We start from the raw sequence: 16,775 nt of genomic DNA on the forward strand, positions 1-16,775 counted from the left end.
CAATCACGTGCCCCATTCCTACAGGAAACTGTATAGGTTGGTTACGTTTAAAAGACGAATCAAATACAGTACCATCAACTAACATGCCTTTGTAATGTACAGAAACGGTATTACCTTTTTTAGGTTTTGGTCCTTTACCTTCTTGGGTTATGGTATAGTGCAAACCAGACTCGGTTTTACTCAAACCTTCGGTTAAGGCCTTTAATTTATCCTCTTCTCTTTTCTTAGCCTCGGCTTCTCTTTTTTCTTTCTCTTCATTAAAACTCTTGAAGTTAGCAGCTGCATCAAACTGTTGTGCTTCTTCTCCAACTCGTTCTATACTTAACTTTTCAATCTGGTCACCCTGCTCAATGCTATCAACTATATCTTGACCTTCTACAACTTCTCCAAAAACCGTATGCTTGCCATCTAGCCAGGGCGTTTCTACGTGTGTAATAAAAAACTGACTTCCGTTTGTACCAGGACCTGCATTTGCCATTGACAATATTCCTGGCTTATTATGTTTCAAATCAGGGTGTATTTCATCGTCAAATTGATATCCTGGTCCGCCAGCTCCTGTTCCATTAGGATCACCCCCTTGAATCATAAAATCGGAAATAACACGGTGAAATTTAAGACCGTCGTAATACGGCGTACCTTTTGCTTTTGCATCGTTTTTTATATTTCCTTCAGCAAGACCTACAAAATTTCCTACTGTCCCTGGTGTTTTATCGTGGTGTAATTTTACCAATATTTCGCCCTTAGTGGTCGCGAACTTGGCATAGATTCCGTTTTCCATAATTTATTTTAATTTTTTAAAGCGCAAAGATACGCCTTCTTTAGGGTTTTTCTCAAAAAGAAGAAACCCAAAATTTAAAATTTTGGGTTTCTTTAGATTTATAATGTATTTCTAATTAGCCACTTCACTCATAAACTTGATGCGGTAAAGCCTAAGTTCTTCTTCTTCGTAATCGCCGTCAAACTCATCCATCGCTTCATTTATTTTATCGCTTTCTGCCTCTAAAAAATACTCATGCAATTCTTCTTGTTGATCTTCATCCAGAATCTCATCTATCCAATAAGAAATATTTAATTTGGTTCCGCTATAAACAATGGCTTCAAGTTCTTTAATAAAATCATCCATCGATAGGCCCTTGGCGCTGGCTATATCGGGTAGCGGTAATTTTCTATCTACATTTTGTATAAAATATAGCTTATTACTACTATTGGCACCGGTAGTTTTTACTACCATATCATCGGGTCTTATGATCTCATTATCTTCTACATACCGTTGTATGAGGCTTACAAATTCCTTACCGAATTTTTTGGCTTTACCTTCACCTACTCCATGAATGTTTCCTAACTCTTCAATAGAAATCGGATATTTTGAAGCCATATCTTCCAACGAAGGGTCTTGGAATACCACATAAGGAGGTATATCTTTTTTTTGCGCTACCTTTTTTCGTAAATCTTTAAGCATTTTCATCAATTGCTCATCGGTTGCACTAGCCGCTTTGTTTTGTTGACCGGCTTTGTTTTGTTCTTCTTCGGTATAAATATGATCTTCAGACATCATAAAAGAACTAGGGCTTTCTAAAAACGCTTTACCTTCCGCTGTCAGTTTTATTACGCCATAAGTTTCAATATCTTTTTTGAGTAAGCCTTTTATAAAAACTTGCCTAATTAAAGCCATCCAATAAGATTTTGGCTTTTCTTTTCCTTTTCCAAAAATGGGAAGCTCATCTGTTTTATGCGATTTGATCATAGCGTTTACTTCTCCCACTAATGTTTTAACCAAGTCCTTAGCTTTATAAATCGATTTGGTTTTCTTAACGGTATTTAAAAGTAGAACCACTTCATCTTTGGCTTCTTTTTGGGTTTTGGGAAAACGAACGTTGTCATCCATATCAGCTCCTTCACCGGTCTCGCTATCAAAGGTTTCTCCAAAATAATGCAAAATAAACTTACGTCTTGAAATAGAAGTTTCCGCGTAAGCGACAACTTCTTGCAGTAAAGCAAAACCTACTTCTTGTTCGGCAACAGGTTTACCACTCATAAATTTTTCTAGCTTTTCAATATCTTTATAAGCATAAAAAGCTAAGCAATGCCCTTCTCCCCCGTCGCGACCAGCTCTACCGGTTTCTTGGTAGTAGCTTTCGATACTTTTGGGTATATCGTGATGAATTACAAAACGCACATCTGGTTTATCTATTCCCATACCAAAGGCGATGGTAGCCACCACTACATCTACCTCTTCCATCAAAAACATATCTTGGTGCTTGGCTCGGGTTTTACTATCTAACCCAGCGTGGTAAGGTACTGCCGATATACCGTTTACCTGCAGCGTTTGCGCAAGTTCTTCTACTTTTTTTCTAGAAAGGCAATAAATGATTCCGCTTTTCCCTTGCCGCTCACGCACAAACCGAATGATGTCTGCACTTACTTGAGCGGTTTTAGGCCTTACTTCATAATATAAATTTGGACGGTTAAAAGAAGCCTTAAATGTATTGGCTTGGGGTATACCTAGGTTTTTCAAGATATCTTCTTGTACCTTTGGCGTGGCCGTTGCCGTTAAAGCAATTATGGGTATATCATCCCCTATTCGTTTTATAATCTTGCGTAAATTTCTGTATTCTGGCCTAAAATCATGGCCCCATTCACTTATACAATGAGCTTCGTCTATAGCCAAAAAAGAAATTTTTTGCGTTCTTAAAAAATCTATATATTCCTCTTTGGTTAAAGATTCGGGTGCCACATATAATAACTTGGTAATACCGTTTTCAATGTCGCTTTTAACCTGTTTTACTTCAGTTTTATTTAACGAAGAATTCAAAACGTGCGCTACTCCTTTTTCCGAAGAAATACCTCTAATGGCATCTACCTGGTTTTTCATTAAAGCTATTAAAGGGGAGACTACAATTGCTGTCCCTTCTTTTATCAAGGCAGGTAATTGGTAACATAGAGATTTACCACCTCCTGTAGGCATAATCACAAAAGTGTGCTCACCATTAATAATGCTTTTTATTACTTGTTCTTGTAGACCTTTAAATTGGCCAAAGCCAAAATACTTTTTTAATTCCTGATGTAAATCGATTTCTGTCAAACTGATATTTTAGTGTTACAATTTTACATACCTTTGTCAGTCTAAAGATATGTATTTCTTTAGTATTGGCAAATCGAAATTTAAAAAATTGATGAAAGATTCTCAAATCCTTTCTTTTGCAAAAGACACTATTAAAAATGAGGCAGCCGCAATTGCCCAATTAGAAAACTTTTTAACTCAAGATTTCCCCAAAGCTGTAAATTGTATCTATCATAGCAAAGGGCGCGTGGTTATTACAGGAATAGGTAAAAGTGCCATTATCGCACAAAAAATAGTAGCTACTTTAAACAGTACCGGCACACCGGCAATTTTTATGCATGCTGCCGATGCTATTCACGGCGATTTAGGGAATATTCAAAAAGATGATGTTGTAATATGTATTTCTAAAAGTGGAAACACCCCCGAAATTAAAGTACTGGTACCGCTAATTAAGAATTTTAATAACAAATTGATAGGTCTCACCGGTAACAAAGATTCTTTTTTGGGTCAACAAGCCGATTTTGTTCTGAATGCCTATATTGAGCAGGAAGCTTGCCCAAATAATTTGGCCCCTACCACGAGTACCACCGCTCAATTAGTGATTGGCGATGCTCTTGCGGTAAGCTTGCTTCATCTTAAAGGTTTTTCTAGTAAAGATTTTGCAAAATACCACCCTGGGGGTGCTTTAGGAAAAAAACTCTATTTGCGCGTAGCCGATATTACGGCCCAGAACAATCTACCTCAAGTAGCTCCTAACAGTAAAATTTCTGATGTTATTGTAGAGATTTCTGAAAAAATGTTAGGAGCAACGGCAGTTATTGAAAAAGGCGATATACTAGGAATCATCACCGATGGTGACATTAGAAGAATGTTGCAAAAAAGTCAAGATATCAATCAATTAACAGCTCGCGATATTATGGGCGAAGCGCCTAAAACCATCGACAACCAAGCTTTAGCTTTAGAGGCTAAAAATATGCTCGAACAGTTTGGTATTTCTCAGTTAATCGCAACAGAAAAGGGTAGTTATAAAGGTATCGTTCATTTGCATAACTTAATTAAAGAAGGAATCATCTAAAACATGGCGACAAAGACCAAGAAAAATCCTCAAGAAATGTCTTTTCTAGATCATCTAGAAACCTTGAGATGGCACCTTATACGTTCTGTAATAGCAGTAGTAGGAGTAGCCTTTATCGCTTTCTTTTTAAAGGATTTAATTTTCGGAATTCTATTTGCTCCTAAGGATGCAGATTTTATAACCTATAAAGTCTTATGTAATATGGCGCAAAGCCTTGGCTTGGATGAGAGTTTTTGTTTTAACGAAATTCCGTTTAGAATTCAAAGTAGAACTATGAGCGGCCAGTTCTCTGCACATATGTGGACCTCTATTACCACAGGTTTTATTGTGGCTTTCCCTTATATCCTGTTTGAACTTTGGCGTTTTATTTCACCGGCTTTGCACCCCAACGAACGCAATGCATCACGAGGTTTTATAGTTATCGCCTCCCTTTTATTCTTTACGGGAGTACTTTTTGGTTATTATATTGTCTCTCCCCTATCTATAAACTTCTTAGGTAGCTACCAAGTAAGCGAGCAGGTGTTTAATGATATTGACTTAAGCAGTTATTTCGGATTAGTTCGCGCTTCGGCACTGGCTAGTGGTGTGATTTTTGAGCTACCCATTATCATTTACATTTTAACCCGTATAGGCTTGGTTACACCAGAGGCACTTAAAAAATATAGAAAATTTGCCTTGGTCGGAATTTTAATCTTATCGGCCATCATTACTCCTCCAGACATAGCCAGCCAGATAGTTGTGGCCATACCGGTTTTAATTTTATATGAAATAAGTATTTTTATTTCGAGGTATGTACTCCGTAAAGAAGAAAAAAGATTAAAAAAAGAGAAAAATATTGTCCGTAAAAATGAGTAATCAAGTAGAAGAATTCAATACTTACCGCGCTAAGATGAATACCAAAATCTTAGGCGAAAACAATAAGGTTTTAAAACGAATTTTTAATTTAGACACCAACGCTTTCGCGGAAGGAGCTCTAGATATAAAAACCAAAGAGCTACTAGGCTTAGTTGCTTCTTTAGTTTTACGTTGTGACGACTGTGTACGTTATCATTTAGAATCAAGTTTTAAAAATGGCGTAAATAAAGATCAAATTATGGAAACCTTAAGTATTGGGACACTCATAGGAGGTACCATTGTAATTCCGCACCTAAGAAGAGCACACGAATACTGGGAAGAACTAGAAAACCATTACTCAAATCAATAAGGTTATGATGAAACTGCGCGCAGAAAACTTGATGAAGTCCTATAAAGGAAGAAAAGTAGTTAAAGGCATTTCGGTAGAAGTTAAACAAGGTGAAATTGTAGGCCTTTTGGGCCCCAACGGAGCAGGAAAAACCACTTCTTTCTACATGATTGTTGGCCTTATCAAACCCAATGGTGGTAACATTTTTTTAGACCAAAAAAATATTACCAATTACCCCATGTATAAACGCGCGCAAAATGGTATTGGTTATTTAGCTCAAGAAGCCTCTGTTTTTCGTAAGCTAAGCATAGAAGACAATATTATGAGTGTCTTGCAACTTACCAAACTTTCTAAAAAAGAGCGTCAACATAAAATGGAGAGCCTTATCGATGAGTTTAGTTTAGGACATATAAGAAAAAACCGAGGCGATTTATTATCGGGAGGCGAACGTCGACGAACAGAAATTGCTCGAGCTTTAGCCACAGACCCAAAATTCATCTTGCTAGACGAACCTTTTGCTGGGGTAGATCCAGTAGCCGTTGAAGATATTCAGCGTATTGTCGCACAACTCAAAGATAAAAATATAGGCATTCTTATAACAGACCACAACGTTCAAGAGACACTAGCCATTACAGATAGAACTTATTTAATGTTTGAAGGTAGTATCTTAAAACACGGCCAACCCGAAGACTTGGCCTCTGATGAAATGGTTCGCAAGGTGTATCTAGGACAAAATTTTGAATTGCGTAAGAAAAAACTTTTCTAAGCTTAAGCTGATGTCGATTTTCTCACAAAAACACTTAACAATATATAACCTAAGATAATACAAGGAACGGCCAAAAACTGAAAAAAACCTATACCCAATACACAAGCGATAACAAACAGAAATCTAAACCAGTTTTCTTTAAAGTTAAAGTTCTTGAACTTCAACGCAAACAAAGGAATTTCTGCATTTAAAATAATCGCGCTAAAAACACATAATCCAATTAACACTGCTGGCAACTTTGTAACCGTTGCTAACCAAGATTCGGGTTGGTAGTGAATTATAAAAGGTAAACTAAGAATTAATAAGGCGTTGGCGGGTGTAGGCAAACCAATGAAAGAACTGGTTTGTCGCTCGTCTATATTAAATTTAGCCAAGCGATAAGCCGAACCCAAGGGTATTAAAAAAGCAAACAAAGACCAGGCATAAAAAGATAAATTAAAAGTTTCATCTTCCCAGTTACTGTATAAAATCGCACTACTGGCAGGCAAGTATTGCTCCAACAATTGAAACACAATTAAACCCGGCACCAAACCACTAGTCACCATATCTGCCAGCGAATCAAGTTGTAATCCCAAATCGCTTTTGACATCTAAAGCTCTAGCTGCCAACCCATCAAAGAAATCAAAAAATATTCCTAGGCATATGAAAATACCGGCTAATAGCAGTTGGTTATTTAATGCACAAACAGCAGCTATACTTCCTGAGAGCAAATTGAGTAAAGTAATCAGGTTAGGAATATGTTTTTTCATAAAATAATAGGTGTTTCAAACAAATCAAATATAGCCTTTACATAAGAGCAAAAGCAATATAAAGCACAAAATTAAGTTAATAAAAAATAAAATAAGATATTTGCAAAAAAGAAAACCTTGACAAAACAGGCGCTATACTTTTTATTTCTACTCCTAGGTATCGGCTTACAAGCACAAACGGCTCGCAAATACTCCAACGAATTTTTAAACATTGGTGTAAATGCAGCCGCTTTTGGAATGGCTAACGCGGTAACCGCCACTACAAACGATGTGTATGCTGGATATTGGAACCCCGCCGGACTCACCCGCATCGAAGATCACGAAATTGCGCTAATGCACGCCAACTATTTTGCCAATATCGCCAATTATGACTACTTAGGATCGGCTTTAAAAATAGATGACGAAAGCAGCCTTGGGATACACGTTTTGCGTTTTGGTGTAGATAATATTTTAAATACTACACAACTTATAGACGATCAAGGCCAAATTGATTATGACCGTATTAGCCTATTCTCGGCGGCAGACTATGCTTTTACGTTTTCTTATGCCAAGAATTTACCGCTCGAAGGCTTTTCTTTTGGTGTAAATGCCAAAGTGATTCACCGCATTATAGGTGAATTTGCTAATTCTTGGGGGTTTGGGCTAGATGCAGGTATTCAATTTCAAGGCAAAAACGGGTGGGAGTTTGGTGCTATGGCACGAGATATTACCACTACCTACAACACATGGAGTATCGATGAAGATGCCTATAGCCAAGTACAAGATGCCGTTGAAGGTCAAAACCAAGAATTACCAGAAACTACAGAAATAACTTTACCAAAACTGCAATTAGGAGTAGCCAAAAATTTTCGCATTCGATACGATTGGGACATTAAAGCAGCCCTTGATTTGCAAATGCGATTTGCACAAACACAAGATTTAATAGCAACAGAAGCGGTAAGTGTAAGTCCTGCACTTGGCTTTCAAGTAGGCTACTTAAACTTGGTTTATTTACGAGGCGGTGTAGGTAACTTTCAAAATGTAGAACAACTTGAAGGCGGTTCAAAAGTTGGTTTTCAGCCCGGATTCGGGTTAGGTTTTAAATACAAGGGTATACATATAGATTACGCCTTTACCGATATTGGTGATCAAAGTGTAGCACTCTATTCTAATGTGTTCTCACTTAAAATTGACTGGCGTGTTTTTAGATAAGTTATTACCAAAAACAGTACTACAAAAGTTAACATACTGCGTTTTAAGCGGTTTACTTTTGGCTTTAGCTTGGCCTACTTACGGCTTTCCTTTATTATTATTTGTAGGGTTTGTTCCTTTATTATTAGTGGAGTACCAGCTGCTTCAAGAAAACAAAAAAAGCAGTCTAGTTTTAGGCTATGCATTTACCGCTTTTCTAGTTTGGAACAGTATCACCACCTTTTGGATTTACTACTCTACTGCCTTCGGGATGGTGTTCGCCTTATTGGTTAACTCCTTACTTATGAGTTTGGTGTTTTTCTTATTTCACAAAGTGCACCACTGGTCTCGCAACAACCGAATTGCTTATATTTTTCTGGCAGGATGCTGGATTGGATTCGAGTATATGCATTTGCATTGGGAATTTTCTTGGCCTTGGCTTAATTTAGGAAATGGTTTTGCTACTTATTATCAATGGATTCAATGGTATGAATACACTGGAACCTTTGGCGGAACCCTTTGGGTTTGGTTGGTTAATTTGCTAATATTTTTCAGCTTAATGGCAACGCAACCAAAAAGAATCAAAATACTACGAGCAATGGCTGTTTCTTTTGTGCTTTTACCCATTGGTGTTTCTTATCTCATTTTTCCCGATTACGCTTCCGCGGAAGCTAAAGAAGAATATATAGAGACTTTAATTTTACAGCCCAATATCAATCCGTATACAGAGAAATATAACACCACCGATAAAAGAGTGGGCGATTTATTACTAAAACTAACAGAAGAAAAAATAACCCCCAATACCCAATTGGTACTCGCACCAGAAACCGTCTTTGCAGACGGAACCAATATTGACTCTTGGTCTTTTTCGGTTGCCAAACGACAGGTAGAGCAATTAAAAAACAAGTACCCGAACACCGCTTTTATTGGAGGCATTTCATTTTACAAATTAATTAAAGATGAAGCTAAAATAGAGCAACAAACCAATTTTGCGCGTCCTGGTCTTTGGTTTAACGATTACAATTCGGCTATTGCAGTGGTTCCCGGTCGTGAAGATGCTTTTTACCACAAATCAAAATTAGTGGTTGGGGTAGAGAACTTTCCTTATCAAGATTGGTTAAAGCCCATTTTAGGGAATATAATGATAGATTTAGGGGGTACAGTTGCCATGAAAACCACACAACCCGAGCGTAGCGTTTTTCAGCTATCCGACCAAACCAAGGTGGCTCCTATTATATGTTATGAATCGGTTTATGGTGAGTATGTAGGAGGCTATGTAAATAACCAAGCACAGATTTTGGCAATTATTACTAATGATGCTTGGTGGGAAGATACGCAAGGGCATCAGCAGCATTTAAGTTATGCGCGTTTACGGGCCATTGAGCACCGCAGAGCCGTAGTTCGCAGTGCCAATACCGGTATTTCTGCAGGTATATTACCCAATGGCGATAGCACTCAAGAATTGGGCTATGAGAAACAAGGCAGCCTTTTGGTTAACTTACCGCTTGAGAACAAAATTACTTTTTATGCCCGTTTTGGCGACTACATTGCTAGAATAGGTATATTTATTGCCATTTTTAGCTTTCTGTTGGCTTTAAGTCAAAAGTTACGAGACAAAAAAATAAAATAAGCTAAATACTAGCTTATTTTTTATTAAAATTGTCTTCTAATATAAAAAACATCATGGAATCACAGAAAGTAGACATGTTCATTATGAGTAATGCCAAATATTTTGAAGGGCATCAAATACCACAAATTCGCAAAAGACTTCTAGAATTAGATGACAATGCTTGGCTTAACCTCCAAAGCATTCAATTTAAAGACCCCACCACTTCGCTTATTGTTTCTTTACTGGCAGGTGGCTTAGGTATAGATCGATTTTTAATTGGTGATACTGGCTTGGGCGTGGGGAAATTAATTACTTGTGGTGGTTTTGGTGTTTGGGCCATTGTAGATTGGTTTATTATTATGGGTGCTACCCGTCAAAAAAATCTAGAAAATCTTTATAGAGTGCTTTTATAATGTACAGCCTACCTAAGATTTACAGTTTTTTTTTAGTATTCTTAGGCGCTTGTTGGACCTGGATAGTCTTGAATTTATCATCGGTTCTTGGTACATCTTATAGTTGGAGTGTTTGCATTTTTAAAAACACCACTGGTTTAAATTGCCCCAGCTGTGGTTTAACTTCTGGGGTAATTTATTTAATAAAAGGAGAACTATACGCGGCACATCAAGCACATATTTTAAGCCTGCCAGCACTCTTGGTTTTAATAGGTCTTTCATTTATTTGGTGCATAGATATAATAGGTAAAAAGCGAAATCTCTTAAATTTTTATAGCAAATTCGAGCGTTTGCTTAAAAAACCATTATATTTATTCGTATTTTTAACACTAGTTGCCATCGTTTGGTTCTTAAACTATCTTTTTTAATATGTACCTAGAAACCGAAAACCGTATTTATGAAAGCGAGTGCGAACGTGCGAGCAATTCTTATTTAATGTCATTAGTAGGAATTATCTTTGGTTTACCGCTACCTATAATTAACGTTATTGCTACCTTTTTTTATTTATTGAGCCAGCGAAAAAGTACTTTTTTTGTTCGTTGGCACGCAACTCAAGCGTTGTTGTCGCAATTGGTTTTACTCCCTTTTAATAGTATCTTGGTAATTAGTACTATCTTTTGCATCCAAACAGATGTGGGCCCCTTGAAAATATTTTACTGGTTTTATCTAGGCTTTGTGTTATTGCTTAATTTGATTGAATTTATTTTCACAATCATCATCGCAGATCGCGTAAGAAAGGGGCATCACATGCGTTGGCCTATTTTAGCATCGATTACCGATTCTTTAGTCAGCAAAAATCAATATTCAAGCGGATTTTAAAATTACTATTTCATTTAATACATCTCTTAAAAAATTAGCCAATTAAAAATATTGGCTATTTTTTTTTAAAAGAATGGGCTAGGAAAAACTAAAGGGACAAAACAAAAACGCTAATAACAAGAAAACTTCACTAGCCAAAACTTTTAAAATTTAGTGGCTTGTTTACCTTACTCCCCTTGTCCTAAAGAGAAACCACGCTGACCATCAAACTCATATAGATTTTCAGTTTTAATAATATCAAAATCAGAGGCTTGTAATTCTACTAGTAAATCAATCACATCAGAATAATTTATTGATAAATACTGTGGGGTGTCATTTTTTAATTGCACTTGTTGCTTTACAAACCTACAACGCCAATGGTCTGTACAATATGTTTCTGGAATACCGTTAGGAAAAACTTTTACTCCACGATTGGTTATCATTTTTAATTTTAAACTGTTAGATGTTGCTTTCTGCAATTGTTCTCCAATTTCTTGGGGGTTGTTACCCGCCCAATCAATAAAGACATCTACACCTACCAGTTGTTTTTTTGCGACTTTTCTTGTGTATTCAGGAATTTGAATTTCACCCGTTCCCTCATTTAAAACGCTAACTTTTAAATGTTCAGGCTCTTGTCCCAAACGCTCAATAACTGCATCGGCAAATTCATCGGTATTTACCCGTAGGACACTGCTTTTCTCTTCATAAATATCGGGTGTATGAATACCGTCTTCAATAGTTTTTAACCAGGCGTTCTTGAGGCTATCGGCAAGTTTTGTTTGTTTTAAATGAGCCAATAGCATTACTGCGGCATTGATAAGACCAGACGGATTGGCAATTTTTTGCCCCGCAATATCAGGAGCCGATCCGTGAATAGCTTCAAACATGGCTACCTCCTTACCGATGTTTGCCGAACCCGCCATTCCTACAGAACCACCAATTTCGGCTACAATATCAGAAATAATATCGCCATATAAATTAGAGGTTACAATTACGTCAAATTGTTCTGGTCTTGCAGCTACTTTGGCAGAGCCTATATCTATGATTTGAGTATTGCTTTCTATATCTGGATATTCATGAGCTATCTCTTTAAACACTTTATGAAACAAACCATCGGTAATTTTCATAATATTGTCTTTTACCATACAAGTTACTTTCTTGCGGTTATAAGCGCGTGCGTATTCAAAAGCATAACGAATTATTTTTTCACTACCCGGACGGGTGATTAATTTCAAACATTGATAAACGTCTTGGGTTTGACGATGCTCAATACCAGCGTATAAATCTTCCTCGTTTTCACGGATTACCACGATATCCATATTAGGAAAGTTGGTTTTTACGAAAGGATGTAAGGCGCTTACTGGCCGAACATTGGCAAATAATCCTAAAGATTTTCTCAAAGTTACATTTAAACTTTTATAGCCTTTGCCTTGAGGGGTAGTAATGGGTGCTTTTAAAATAATTTTATTGCGCGAAATTATTTCCCAAGCTTCTCCACTTATTCCTGCCGTATTTCCTGCTAGATAAACCTGTTCACCCACTTCAATAGGCTCGAAACTTAAGGGCGCTCCACTTGCTTTTAATATTTTTAAGGTAGCCTTCATAATTTCTGGACCTATACCGTCTCCATAAGCTACCGCTACCTTTGTTAGCGCCTTATCTGTTTTTTTTAAATCTTCAACCTTTGTTAACTCGTTTTCCATTGGGTTTGTTTTATAATTACATTACAAAGATGAATAAAAATTACATAAGTTTTTATTTATGTTTTTAATGTTAACCATTAACAATTGTTATGTTCGTTACTTATAATATACTTGTTGTTATAAGTTTAAATTATAGGTTTTGACTATTTGCTTTCCCTACTTTTTAAGCTAAGTAAATTCACAAAAAAATTACCAAGAATGAGGATATAAATTTTTCACCGCAGTTTACCAAAACAAACACAGCAGTTTATGATTACAAGCTCAGCAGCTTACAAACACAAGCTCAGCAGTTTGCGATTACAAACACAGCAGTTTGTAAAAAAAACACAGCAGTTTATTTAGAGTGAAAAATAATTTATAGAAATAAAGAATCCTACAAATCGGTTATGAAGATGCGGTTATCGCTTAATCTATATTCGAAAACAGTTTTTAAGGCCGAGGAATAAACTTTGAAATGATCTAAACCATACAGGGGTGCATATAATCTAAATGTACAAATATCGGTAGCCGTGATATACGTCGTAGTTTTTACGTGAGAGTGCATCGCTGAGCTGATTTTTTGTTCATCAGTTTTGGGAATATCTATAGGAATAAAAGTGTTATGAAACTTCTGCCAATGACTAATCTTCTCCTCTTGATCGGCAACAAAAAGATAATCATTGCCTAATGGAATCCTATTTTCTTGGCTAGTTCCCAAGATCAAATACAAACGGTATTGAGCTTCACCTTCAAGTAATACTAAATTAGGACTGCAACCCTCGGGAATTGTAATATCTTTATGCTGAGTAAAAATTTGATTAAGAATTTTATTTTTGATATTCCACAGATTCAACTCGGTTTTTGAAAGTGTTCGTAGTTCTTCGTTAAAATAGGTTTTCCCTGCCCTGCAGCCGAACTAAAACCGTATTGCGCCATAACAACTTTTTCCTGATTATTCTCTAAAGCACTAACGTAGATACTATCGTTTTTTTCATATACCAGATATCCTCCATATTGCTCTTTTAAATGATTTTGCTGCATTAACAAATCGGTTGCCTGCCAGGCAGCCCATTCATAGGCATAAAGCTTATCGGCTTCTTGTACAATAGAATCTAATTTTTGTTGGCTAGGCAAAGATTCGGTCTGTGCGTACATTCCGAAAGTCAAGAATATGAAAAAACTTCGTATAAAATAGGTCAAACTCAAATGGATTTAGTTTTTAAAAAACTGATTTAATCTTTATTTCAAATTCAGCAAAAGTGACCATCCCAGTCAATTCTGAGGCTTTCACCCCTTTTTTGCACGCAATTATCTAGGTAAAACCCTAAAAATCCGCCAACGAGCATTCCTATAAAAAGAAAGAAAAATCCAAAAACTAGAGCCGCCAAGCCTCCTATTAAAATACCGATTTGCGTGTAGTAATAATTAGGTGTTAGCTTAAGTTCTCGCTTTAAAAACTTAAGTAGTTTATGGTATTCTTTCTTGACTTGTGTTTTATGTCCGTAGATTTCAAAATTCTGGTGTAACAAATCGAGCTCATTTTCTAGGCGATTTATGGCAGAGTCTTCTAGTTTTCTTTCCTGTAAATCATTTATCAGGCGAATAAACTGCTCGGTGTATTGCTGGTTTTTCTTAGTTAGCGGATTTGCTCTAAATTCAACTAAAAATTCTTTAAACTGTAATAAGGTCATTTTTCTTTTATAATTTAATACTCCCCAATAAAATTAGAGGTGCCAAATTGAAATTATACTTTTTAAAGATAGTTAATTTTTTAGAAAAAACTACATAGGAAAATTAAATCTAAACCTTATCTTAATCCGCCTTAAGCGGTCTTTACACGCTAGAGCTATATTTTTTAACCTTAAAATCTAGCGCTTTATACCCATTTTGTTTATCCAGGCCACATACTTACGCTTATTAGCGTTGTGTTGGGCTAAGGTTTTTGCAAACATATGATAACCTGGCTTTTCAGGGTTGGCCACAAAATAGAAATACTTATGCTTTTCATAATTTAAAACAGCATCAATGCTCGAAATATCGGGCATTGCAATGGGTCCCGGTGGTAAGGTTTTGTATTTGTATGTATTATATGGACTATCAATTTCTAAGTCTTTATATAGTACTCTTTTAATTATGGTATCAAAAGATTTGTTTTGTAACTTGATGGCATAAATAACTGTAGGATCTGCGTCTAGTTTCCACCCATTGTTATACCTATTCATATACACTCCGGCTACTCGTTTGCGTTCATTAACTTTTGCGGTTTCTTTTTGAACAATACTTGCTACGGTTATTACCTCCTGTTTTTCAAGTCCTATTTTTTGGGCTTGTTGTGTGCGCTTATCGTTCCAAAATCGTTTGTATTCTGTAAGCATCCGTGCCCTAAATTCGTCTGCAGAGGTGTTCCAATATAATTCATATTGGTTAGGAATATACATCGCTAAAGCAGTAGCAGGTTTAAATCCGTTTTCCGCTAAAAAAGTAGCGTCTTTAAAACTATTTAGTAAAGACAAACTATCGGCTTCTATTTGTTGTGCTACGCGTCCGGCCAGATTTTCTAAGCGCTCCTGATTATTAAATACAACAGCTACAGGAGTGTTGGCACTTCGCAGGGTGTTTACTATATCATTGTTGCTCATACCCTTGCGTAAAACATATTTCCCTGGTTTTAGATTTTGTATATAGCCTTTTTGCTTGGCCACCATATGAAAACTATTAGCATCTTGGACCAAGGGTTTTATTTGGTCTAAAACATCTTTCTCGTAACTGGGTTTACTGGGAATATAGATTGCCTGAGTTTCGCTTTCAAAGGCGGTATTGGGTGCAAAAATACTTTGATAAATATGGTAACTAAAAAAGCTAAGCACTACAATGCCTAATACAGCGATAATAACAAGAATTTTCTTAATATACATGATTAATAAGTTGATATAAATATTGGTCTTCAAAAGTTCCTTGACGCAGCACCCAATCTTTTTGCACGCCGGTACGTTTAAAATTAAGCTTTTCAAATAATTGAACACTGGCGCGATTATGTGCTAATATTCCCGCATAAATTTGATGTACTTTTAATTGTTCTTGGGCATATTCACAAGCCTGCTTTACCGCCGTATAAGCATAACCTAATTGCCTGTATTTGGGATCAAAAATAATAACTCCTAACGCAACCCTTCTGTTTTGAGGATCAAAATCATAAAAATCTAATAGACCTATGCTCTTATCCGCTTTAAGCGAAATAACCAAGCGCAATTGCTTAACTTCGTAAATATCTCGATGTGAATCGGCTAAATATTGCTTTAATATATAGCGCGAAAAGGGTTTTTGGGTACCGCTAAGATGCCAGTACTTGCTATTGTTTTCTACCTGTTCTATAAAATCTAAATCTTCAGGTTCTAGTGCACGTAAATATATAGTATCTTCTGGATTGCTTAACATGTGATACTACCTTTAAAAACTTGTTGAGCTGGCCCTTTTAAAAAGACATTAGAAAAGCCTCCTTCTTTAGGAATAAAGGCGATTTGTAAAGAGCCGCCTAAGGTTTTTATTGATACTGGGCTTTTAATTATTTGCTTGCTATGATATGCGACTAAAGCGGCAGCCGTTACACCTGTACCACAAGATAAAGTCTCATCTTCTACACCGCGTTCATAGGTTCGAACAAAAAGAGTTTCTGGCTGCACCTCTACAAAATTAATATTGCTACCTTCTTTACCATACAAAGAACTATTGCGAATTTCTTTTCCGTTTGCATAAACTTGGAAGTTTGCCAAATCATCTACAAAAGCCACATGATGAGGCGAACCCGTATCGGTAAAATAGGCGCTATCGCTTATTTTTTTAACAAAGGACACATCTTGCATTTGCAAACTTACCTCATTGTTTTCTATAGCCGCAGCGTGTAGTCCATCTACAGCCATAAATTGGGTTTTACTTTCAAAAACACCCAAAAAATGTGCAAAATGAACCAAGCATCGCCCACCGTTACCGCACATAGTACTTTCTTTACCATCGGCATTAAAATAAACCATCTTAAAATCAATTTCTTGATGCGGATGATTCTCTAAAAGAATAAGTCCGTCTGCTCCTATGCCAAATTTTCGGTCACACAGCTTAGCTATGAGTTTGGTATCATTTTTGAAAAATTCTTTGCGATTGTCTATAAGAATAAAATCGTTACCGGTTCCTTGATATTTGTAAAATTCGAGTTGCATAAGTGGACTTAATTGCCGC

Annotated in this window: 19 protein-coding genes; 9 read left to right on the top strand and 10 right to left on the bottom strand. The window is 36.4% G+C overall.

Going from position 1 to position 16,775, the window contains the following annotated elements:
* Nucleotides 1-778 (bottom strand): peptidylprolyl isomerase (locus tag FT993_RS11880; protein WP_147862780.1); only part of this gene is annotated, 778 nt, incomplete at its 3' end.
* A gap of 111 nt (nucleotides 779-889) precedes the next feature.
* Nucleotides 890-3,088, bottom strand: a complete 2,199-nt coding sequence (gene recQ / locus FT993_RS11885; protein WP_147862781.1) for a DNA helicase RecQ — start codon at nucleotides 3,086-3,088, stop codon at nucleotides 890-892.
* A gap of 85 nt (nucleotides 3,089-3,173) precedes the next feature.
* On the opposite strand from recQ, the gene FT993_RS11890 reads away from it, so the two are divergent.
* The 4 genes from FT993_RS11890 to lptB are packed head-to-tail and all read left to right on the top strand — an operon-like array spanning nucleotide 3,174 to nucleotide 6,085.
* Nucleotides 3,174-4,136: an SIS domain-containing protein gene (locus FT993_RS11890; protein WP_147862782.1), complete on the top strand. Its 963-nt coding sequence runs from the start codon at nucleotides 3,174-3,176 to the stop codon at nucleotides 4,134-4,136.
* Between the two features lie 3 nt (nucleotides 4,137-4,139).
* Nucleotides 4,140-4,991, top strand: a complete 852-nt coding sequence (gene tatC, locus FT993_RS11895) for a twin-arginine translocase subunit TatC (RefSeq protein ID WP_147862783.1) — start codon at nucleotides 4,140-4,142, stop codon at nucleotides 4,989-4,991.
* Nucleotides 4,984-5,340 carry a carboxymuconolactone decarboxylase family protein gene (locus FT993_RS11900; protein WP_147862784.1) on the top strand — a complete coding sequence of 119 codons (357 nt, stop codon included), beginning with the start codon at nucleotides 4,984-4,986 and terminating at the stop codon, nucleotides 5,338-5,340. Before tatC ends, FT993_RS11900 begins: the two co-directional genes overlap by 8 nt.
* 7 nt (nucleotides 5,341-5,347) lie before the next feature.
* Nucleotides 5,348-6,085, top strand: coding sequence for an LPS export ABC transporter ATP-binding protein (gene lptB / locus FT993_RS11905; protein ID WP_147862850.1), 738 nt, complete (start codon nucleotides 5,348-5,350; stop codon nucleotides 6,083-6,085).
* A 2-nt stretch (nucleotides 6,086-6,087) separates the two neighbouring features.
* Here the strand turns inward: lptB and FT993_RS11910 are convergent, their stop codons facing one another.
* A complete protein-coding gene (locus FT993_RS11910; RefSeq protein ID WP_147862785.1) occupies nucleotides 6,088-6,834 on the bottom strand; it encodes a phosphatidylcholine/phosphatidylserine synthase in 747 nt (248 codons plus the stop codon).
* A 117-nt stretch (nucleotides 6,835-6,951) separates the two neighbouring features.
* Between FT993_RS11910 and FT993_RS11915 the strand changes: the two genes are divergently transcribed.
* From FT993_RS11915 to FT993_RS11935, 5 genes are read left to right on the top strand one after another with little or no spacing between them, the layout of a single operon-like run.
* On the top strand, nucleotides 6,952-8,025 hold the full coding sequence (locus tag FT993_RS11915; RefSeq protein ID WP_147862786.1) for a PorV/PorQ family protein: 1,074 nt from the start codon (nucleotides 6,952-6,954) through the stop codon (nucleotides 8,023-8,025).
* Nucleotides 8,012-9,634 (top strand): apolipoprotein N-acyltransferase, encoded by a 1,623-nt coding sequence (gene lnt, locus FT993_RS11920; protein WP_255504501.1) that lies wholly within the window; start codon nucleotides 8,012-8,014, stop codon nucleotides 9,632-9,634. The genes FT993_RS11915 and lnt overlap by 14 nt, the downstream gene beginning before the upstream one ends.
* A gap of 53 nt (nucleotides 9,635-9,687) precedes the next feature.
* The gene (locus FT993_RS11925) at nucleotides 9,688-10,026 is read left to right on the top strand and encodes a TM2 domain-containing protein (protein WP_147862788.1); all 339 of its coding nucleotides are present in this window, start codon (nucleotides 9,688-9,690) and stop codon (nucleotides 10,024-10,026) included.
* The gene (locus FT993_RS12615; RefSeq protein WP_147862789.1) at nucleotides 10,026-10,433 is read left to right on the top strand and encodes a DUF2752 domain-containing protein; all 408 of its coding nucleotides are present in this window, start codon (nucleotides 10,026-10,028) and stop codon (nucleotides 10,431-10,433) included. The genes FT993_RS11925 and FT993_RS12615 overlap by 1 nt, the downstream gene beginning before the upstream one ends.
* A 1-nt stretch (nucleotide 10,434) precedes the next feature.
* Nucleotides 10,435-10,884, top strand: coding sequence for a DUF4870 domain-containing protein (locus FT993_RS11935; RefSeq protein ID WP_147862790.1), 450 nt, complete (start codon nucleotides 10,435-10,437; stop codon nucleotides 10,882-10,884).
* Nucleotides 10,885-11,051: 167 nt separating this feature from the next.
* Here FT993_RS11935 and FT993_RS11940 read toward each other — a convergent pair whose 3' ends face one another.
* From FT993_RS11940 to dapF, 7 genes are all read right to left on the bottom strand, one after another.
* Nucleotides 11,052-12,566 carry an NADP-dependent isocitrate dehydrogenase gene (locus tag FT993_RS11940; protein WP_147862791.1) on the bottom strand — a complete coding sequence of 505 codons (1,515 nt, stop codon included), beginning with the start codon at nucleotides 12,564-12,566 and terminating at the stop codon, nucleotides 11,052-11,054.
* 373 nt (nucleotides 12,567-12,939) lie between these two features.
* Entirely contained in the window at nucleotides 12,940-13,398 is a 459-nt protein-coding gene (locus FT993_RS11945; RefSeq protein ID WP_147862792.1) for a hypothetical protein, read from the bottom strand.
* Nucleotides 13,395-13,700, bottom strand: a complete 306-nt coding sequence (locus FT993_RS11950; RefSeq protein ID WP_147862793.1) for a hypothetical protein — start codon at nucleotides 13,698-13,700, stop codon at nucleotides 13,395-13,397. The genes FT993_RS11945 and FT993_RS11950 overlap by 4 nt, the downstream gene beginning before the upstream one ends.
* A 95-nt stretch (nucleotides 13,701-13,795) precedes the next feature.
* Nucleotides 13,796-14,236, bottom strand: coding sequence for a DUF456 domain-containing protein (locus FT993_RS11955; RefSeq protein ID WP_147862794.1), 441 nt, complete (start codon nucleotides 14,234-14,236; stop codon nucleotides 13,796-13,798).
* Between the two features lie 177 nt (nucleotides 14,237-14,413).
* A complete protein-coding gene (gene mltG, locus FT993_RS11960; RefSeq protein WP_147862795.1) occupies nucleotides 14,414-15,460 on the bottom strand; it encodes an endolytic transglycosylase MltG in 1,047 nt (348 codons plus the stop codon).
* Nucleotides 15,450-15,980, bottom strand: coding sequence for a GNAT family N-acetyltransferase (locus tag FT993_RS11965; protein ID WP_147862796.1), 531 nt, complete (start codon nucleotides 15,978-15,980; stop codon nucleotides 15,450-15,452). The genes mltG and FT993_RS11965 overlap by 11 nt, the downstream gene beginning before the upstream one ends.
* Nucleotides 15,974-16,756 carry a diaminopimelate epimerase gene (dapF, locus tag FT993_RS11970; protein WP_147862797.1) on the bottom strand — a complete coding sequence of 261 codons (783 nt, stop codon included), beginning with the start codon at nucleotides 16,754-16,756 and terminating at the stop codon, nucleotides 15,974-15,976. Before dapF ends, FT993_RS11965 begins: the two co-directional genes overlap by 7 nt.
* Nucleotides 16,757-16,775 lie beyond the last annotated feature (19 nt).

Origin of the sequence: Mesonia sp. HuA40 (assembly GCF_008017835.1) — a bacterium.
GTDB lineage: Bacteria > Bacteroidota > Bacteroidia > Flavobacteriales > Flavobacteriaceae > Mesonia.

Coding starts and splice junctions, on each gene's coding strand:
- FT993_RS11910 (WP_147862785.1), bottom strand. CDS start 6,834: ATGAAAAAACATATTCCTAACCTGATTACTTTACTCAATTTGCTCTCA.
- FT993_RS11940 (WP_147862791.1), bottom strand. CDS start 12,566: ATGGAAAACGAGTTAACAAAGGTTGAAGATTTAAAAAAAACAGATAAG.
- dapF (WP_147862797.1), bottom strand. CDS start 16,756: ATGCAACTCGAATTTTACAAATATCAAGGAACCGGTAACGATTTTATT.
- FT993_RS11900 (WP_147862784.1), top strand. CDS start 4,984: ATGAGTAATCAAGTAGAAGAATTCAATACTTACCGCGCTAAGATGAAT.
- FT993_RS11890 (WP_147862782.1), top strand. CDS start 3,174: ATGAAAGATTCTCAAATCCTTTCTTTTGCAAAAGACACTATTAAAAAT.
- FT993_RS11925 (WP_147862788.1), top strand. CDS start 9,688: ATGGAATCACAGAAAGTAGACATGTTCATTATGAGTAATGCCAAATAT.
- mltG (WP_147862795.1), bottom strand. CDS start 15,460: ATGTATATTAAGAAAATTCTTGTTATTATCGCTGTATTAGGCATTGTA.
- FT993_RS11955 (WP_147862794.1), bottom strand. CDS start 14,236: ATGACCTTATTACAGTTTAAAGAATTTTTAGTTGAATTTAGAGCAAAT.
- tatC (WP_147862783.1), top strand. CDS start 4,140: ATGGCGACAAAGACCAAGAAAAATCCTCAAGAAATGTCTTTTCTAGAT.
- FT993_RS11935 (WP_147862790.1), top strand. CDS start 10,435: ATGTACCTAGAAACCGAAAACCGTATTTATGAAAGCGAGTGCGAACGT.
- lptB (WP_147862850.1), top strand. CDS start 5,348: ATGAAACTGCGCGCAGAAAACTTGATGAAGTCCTATAAAGGAAGAAAA.
- FT993_RS11965 (WP_147862796.1), bottom strand. CDS start 15,980: ATGTTAAGCAATCCAGAAGATACTATATATTTACGTGCACTAGAACCT.
- FT993_RS11950 (WP_147862793.1), bottom strand. CDS start 13,700: ATGTACGCACAGACCGAATCTTTGCCTAGCCAACAAAAATTAGATTCT.
- FT993_RS12615 (WP_147862789.1), top strand. CDS start 10,026: ATGTACAGCCTACCTAAGATTTACAGTTTTTTTTTAGTATTCTTAGGC.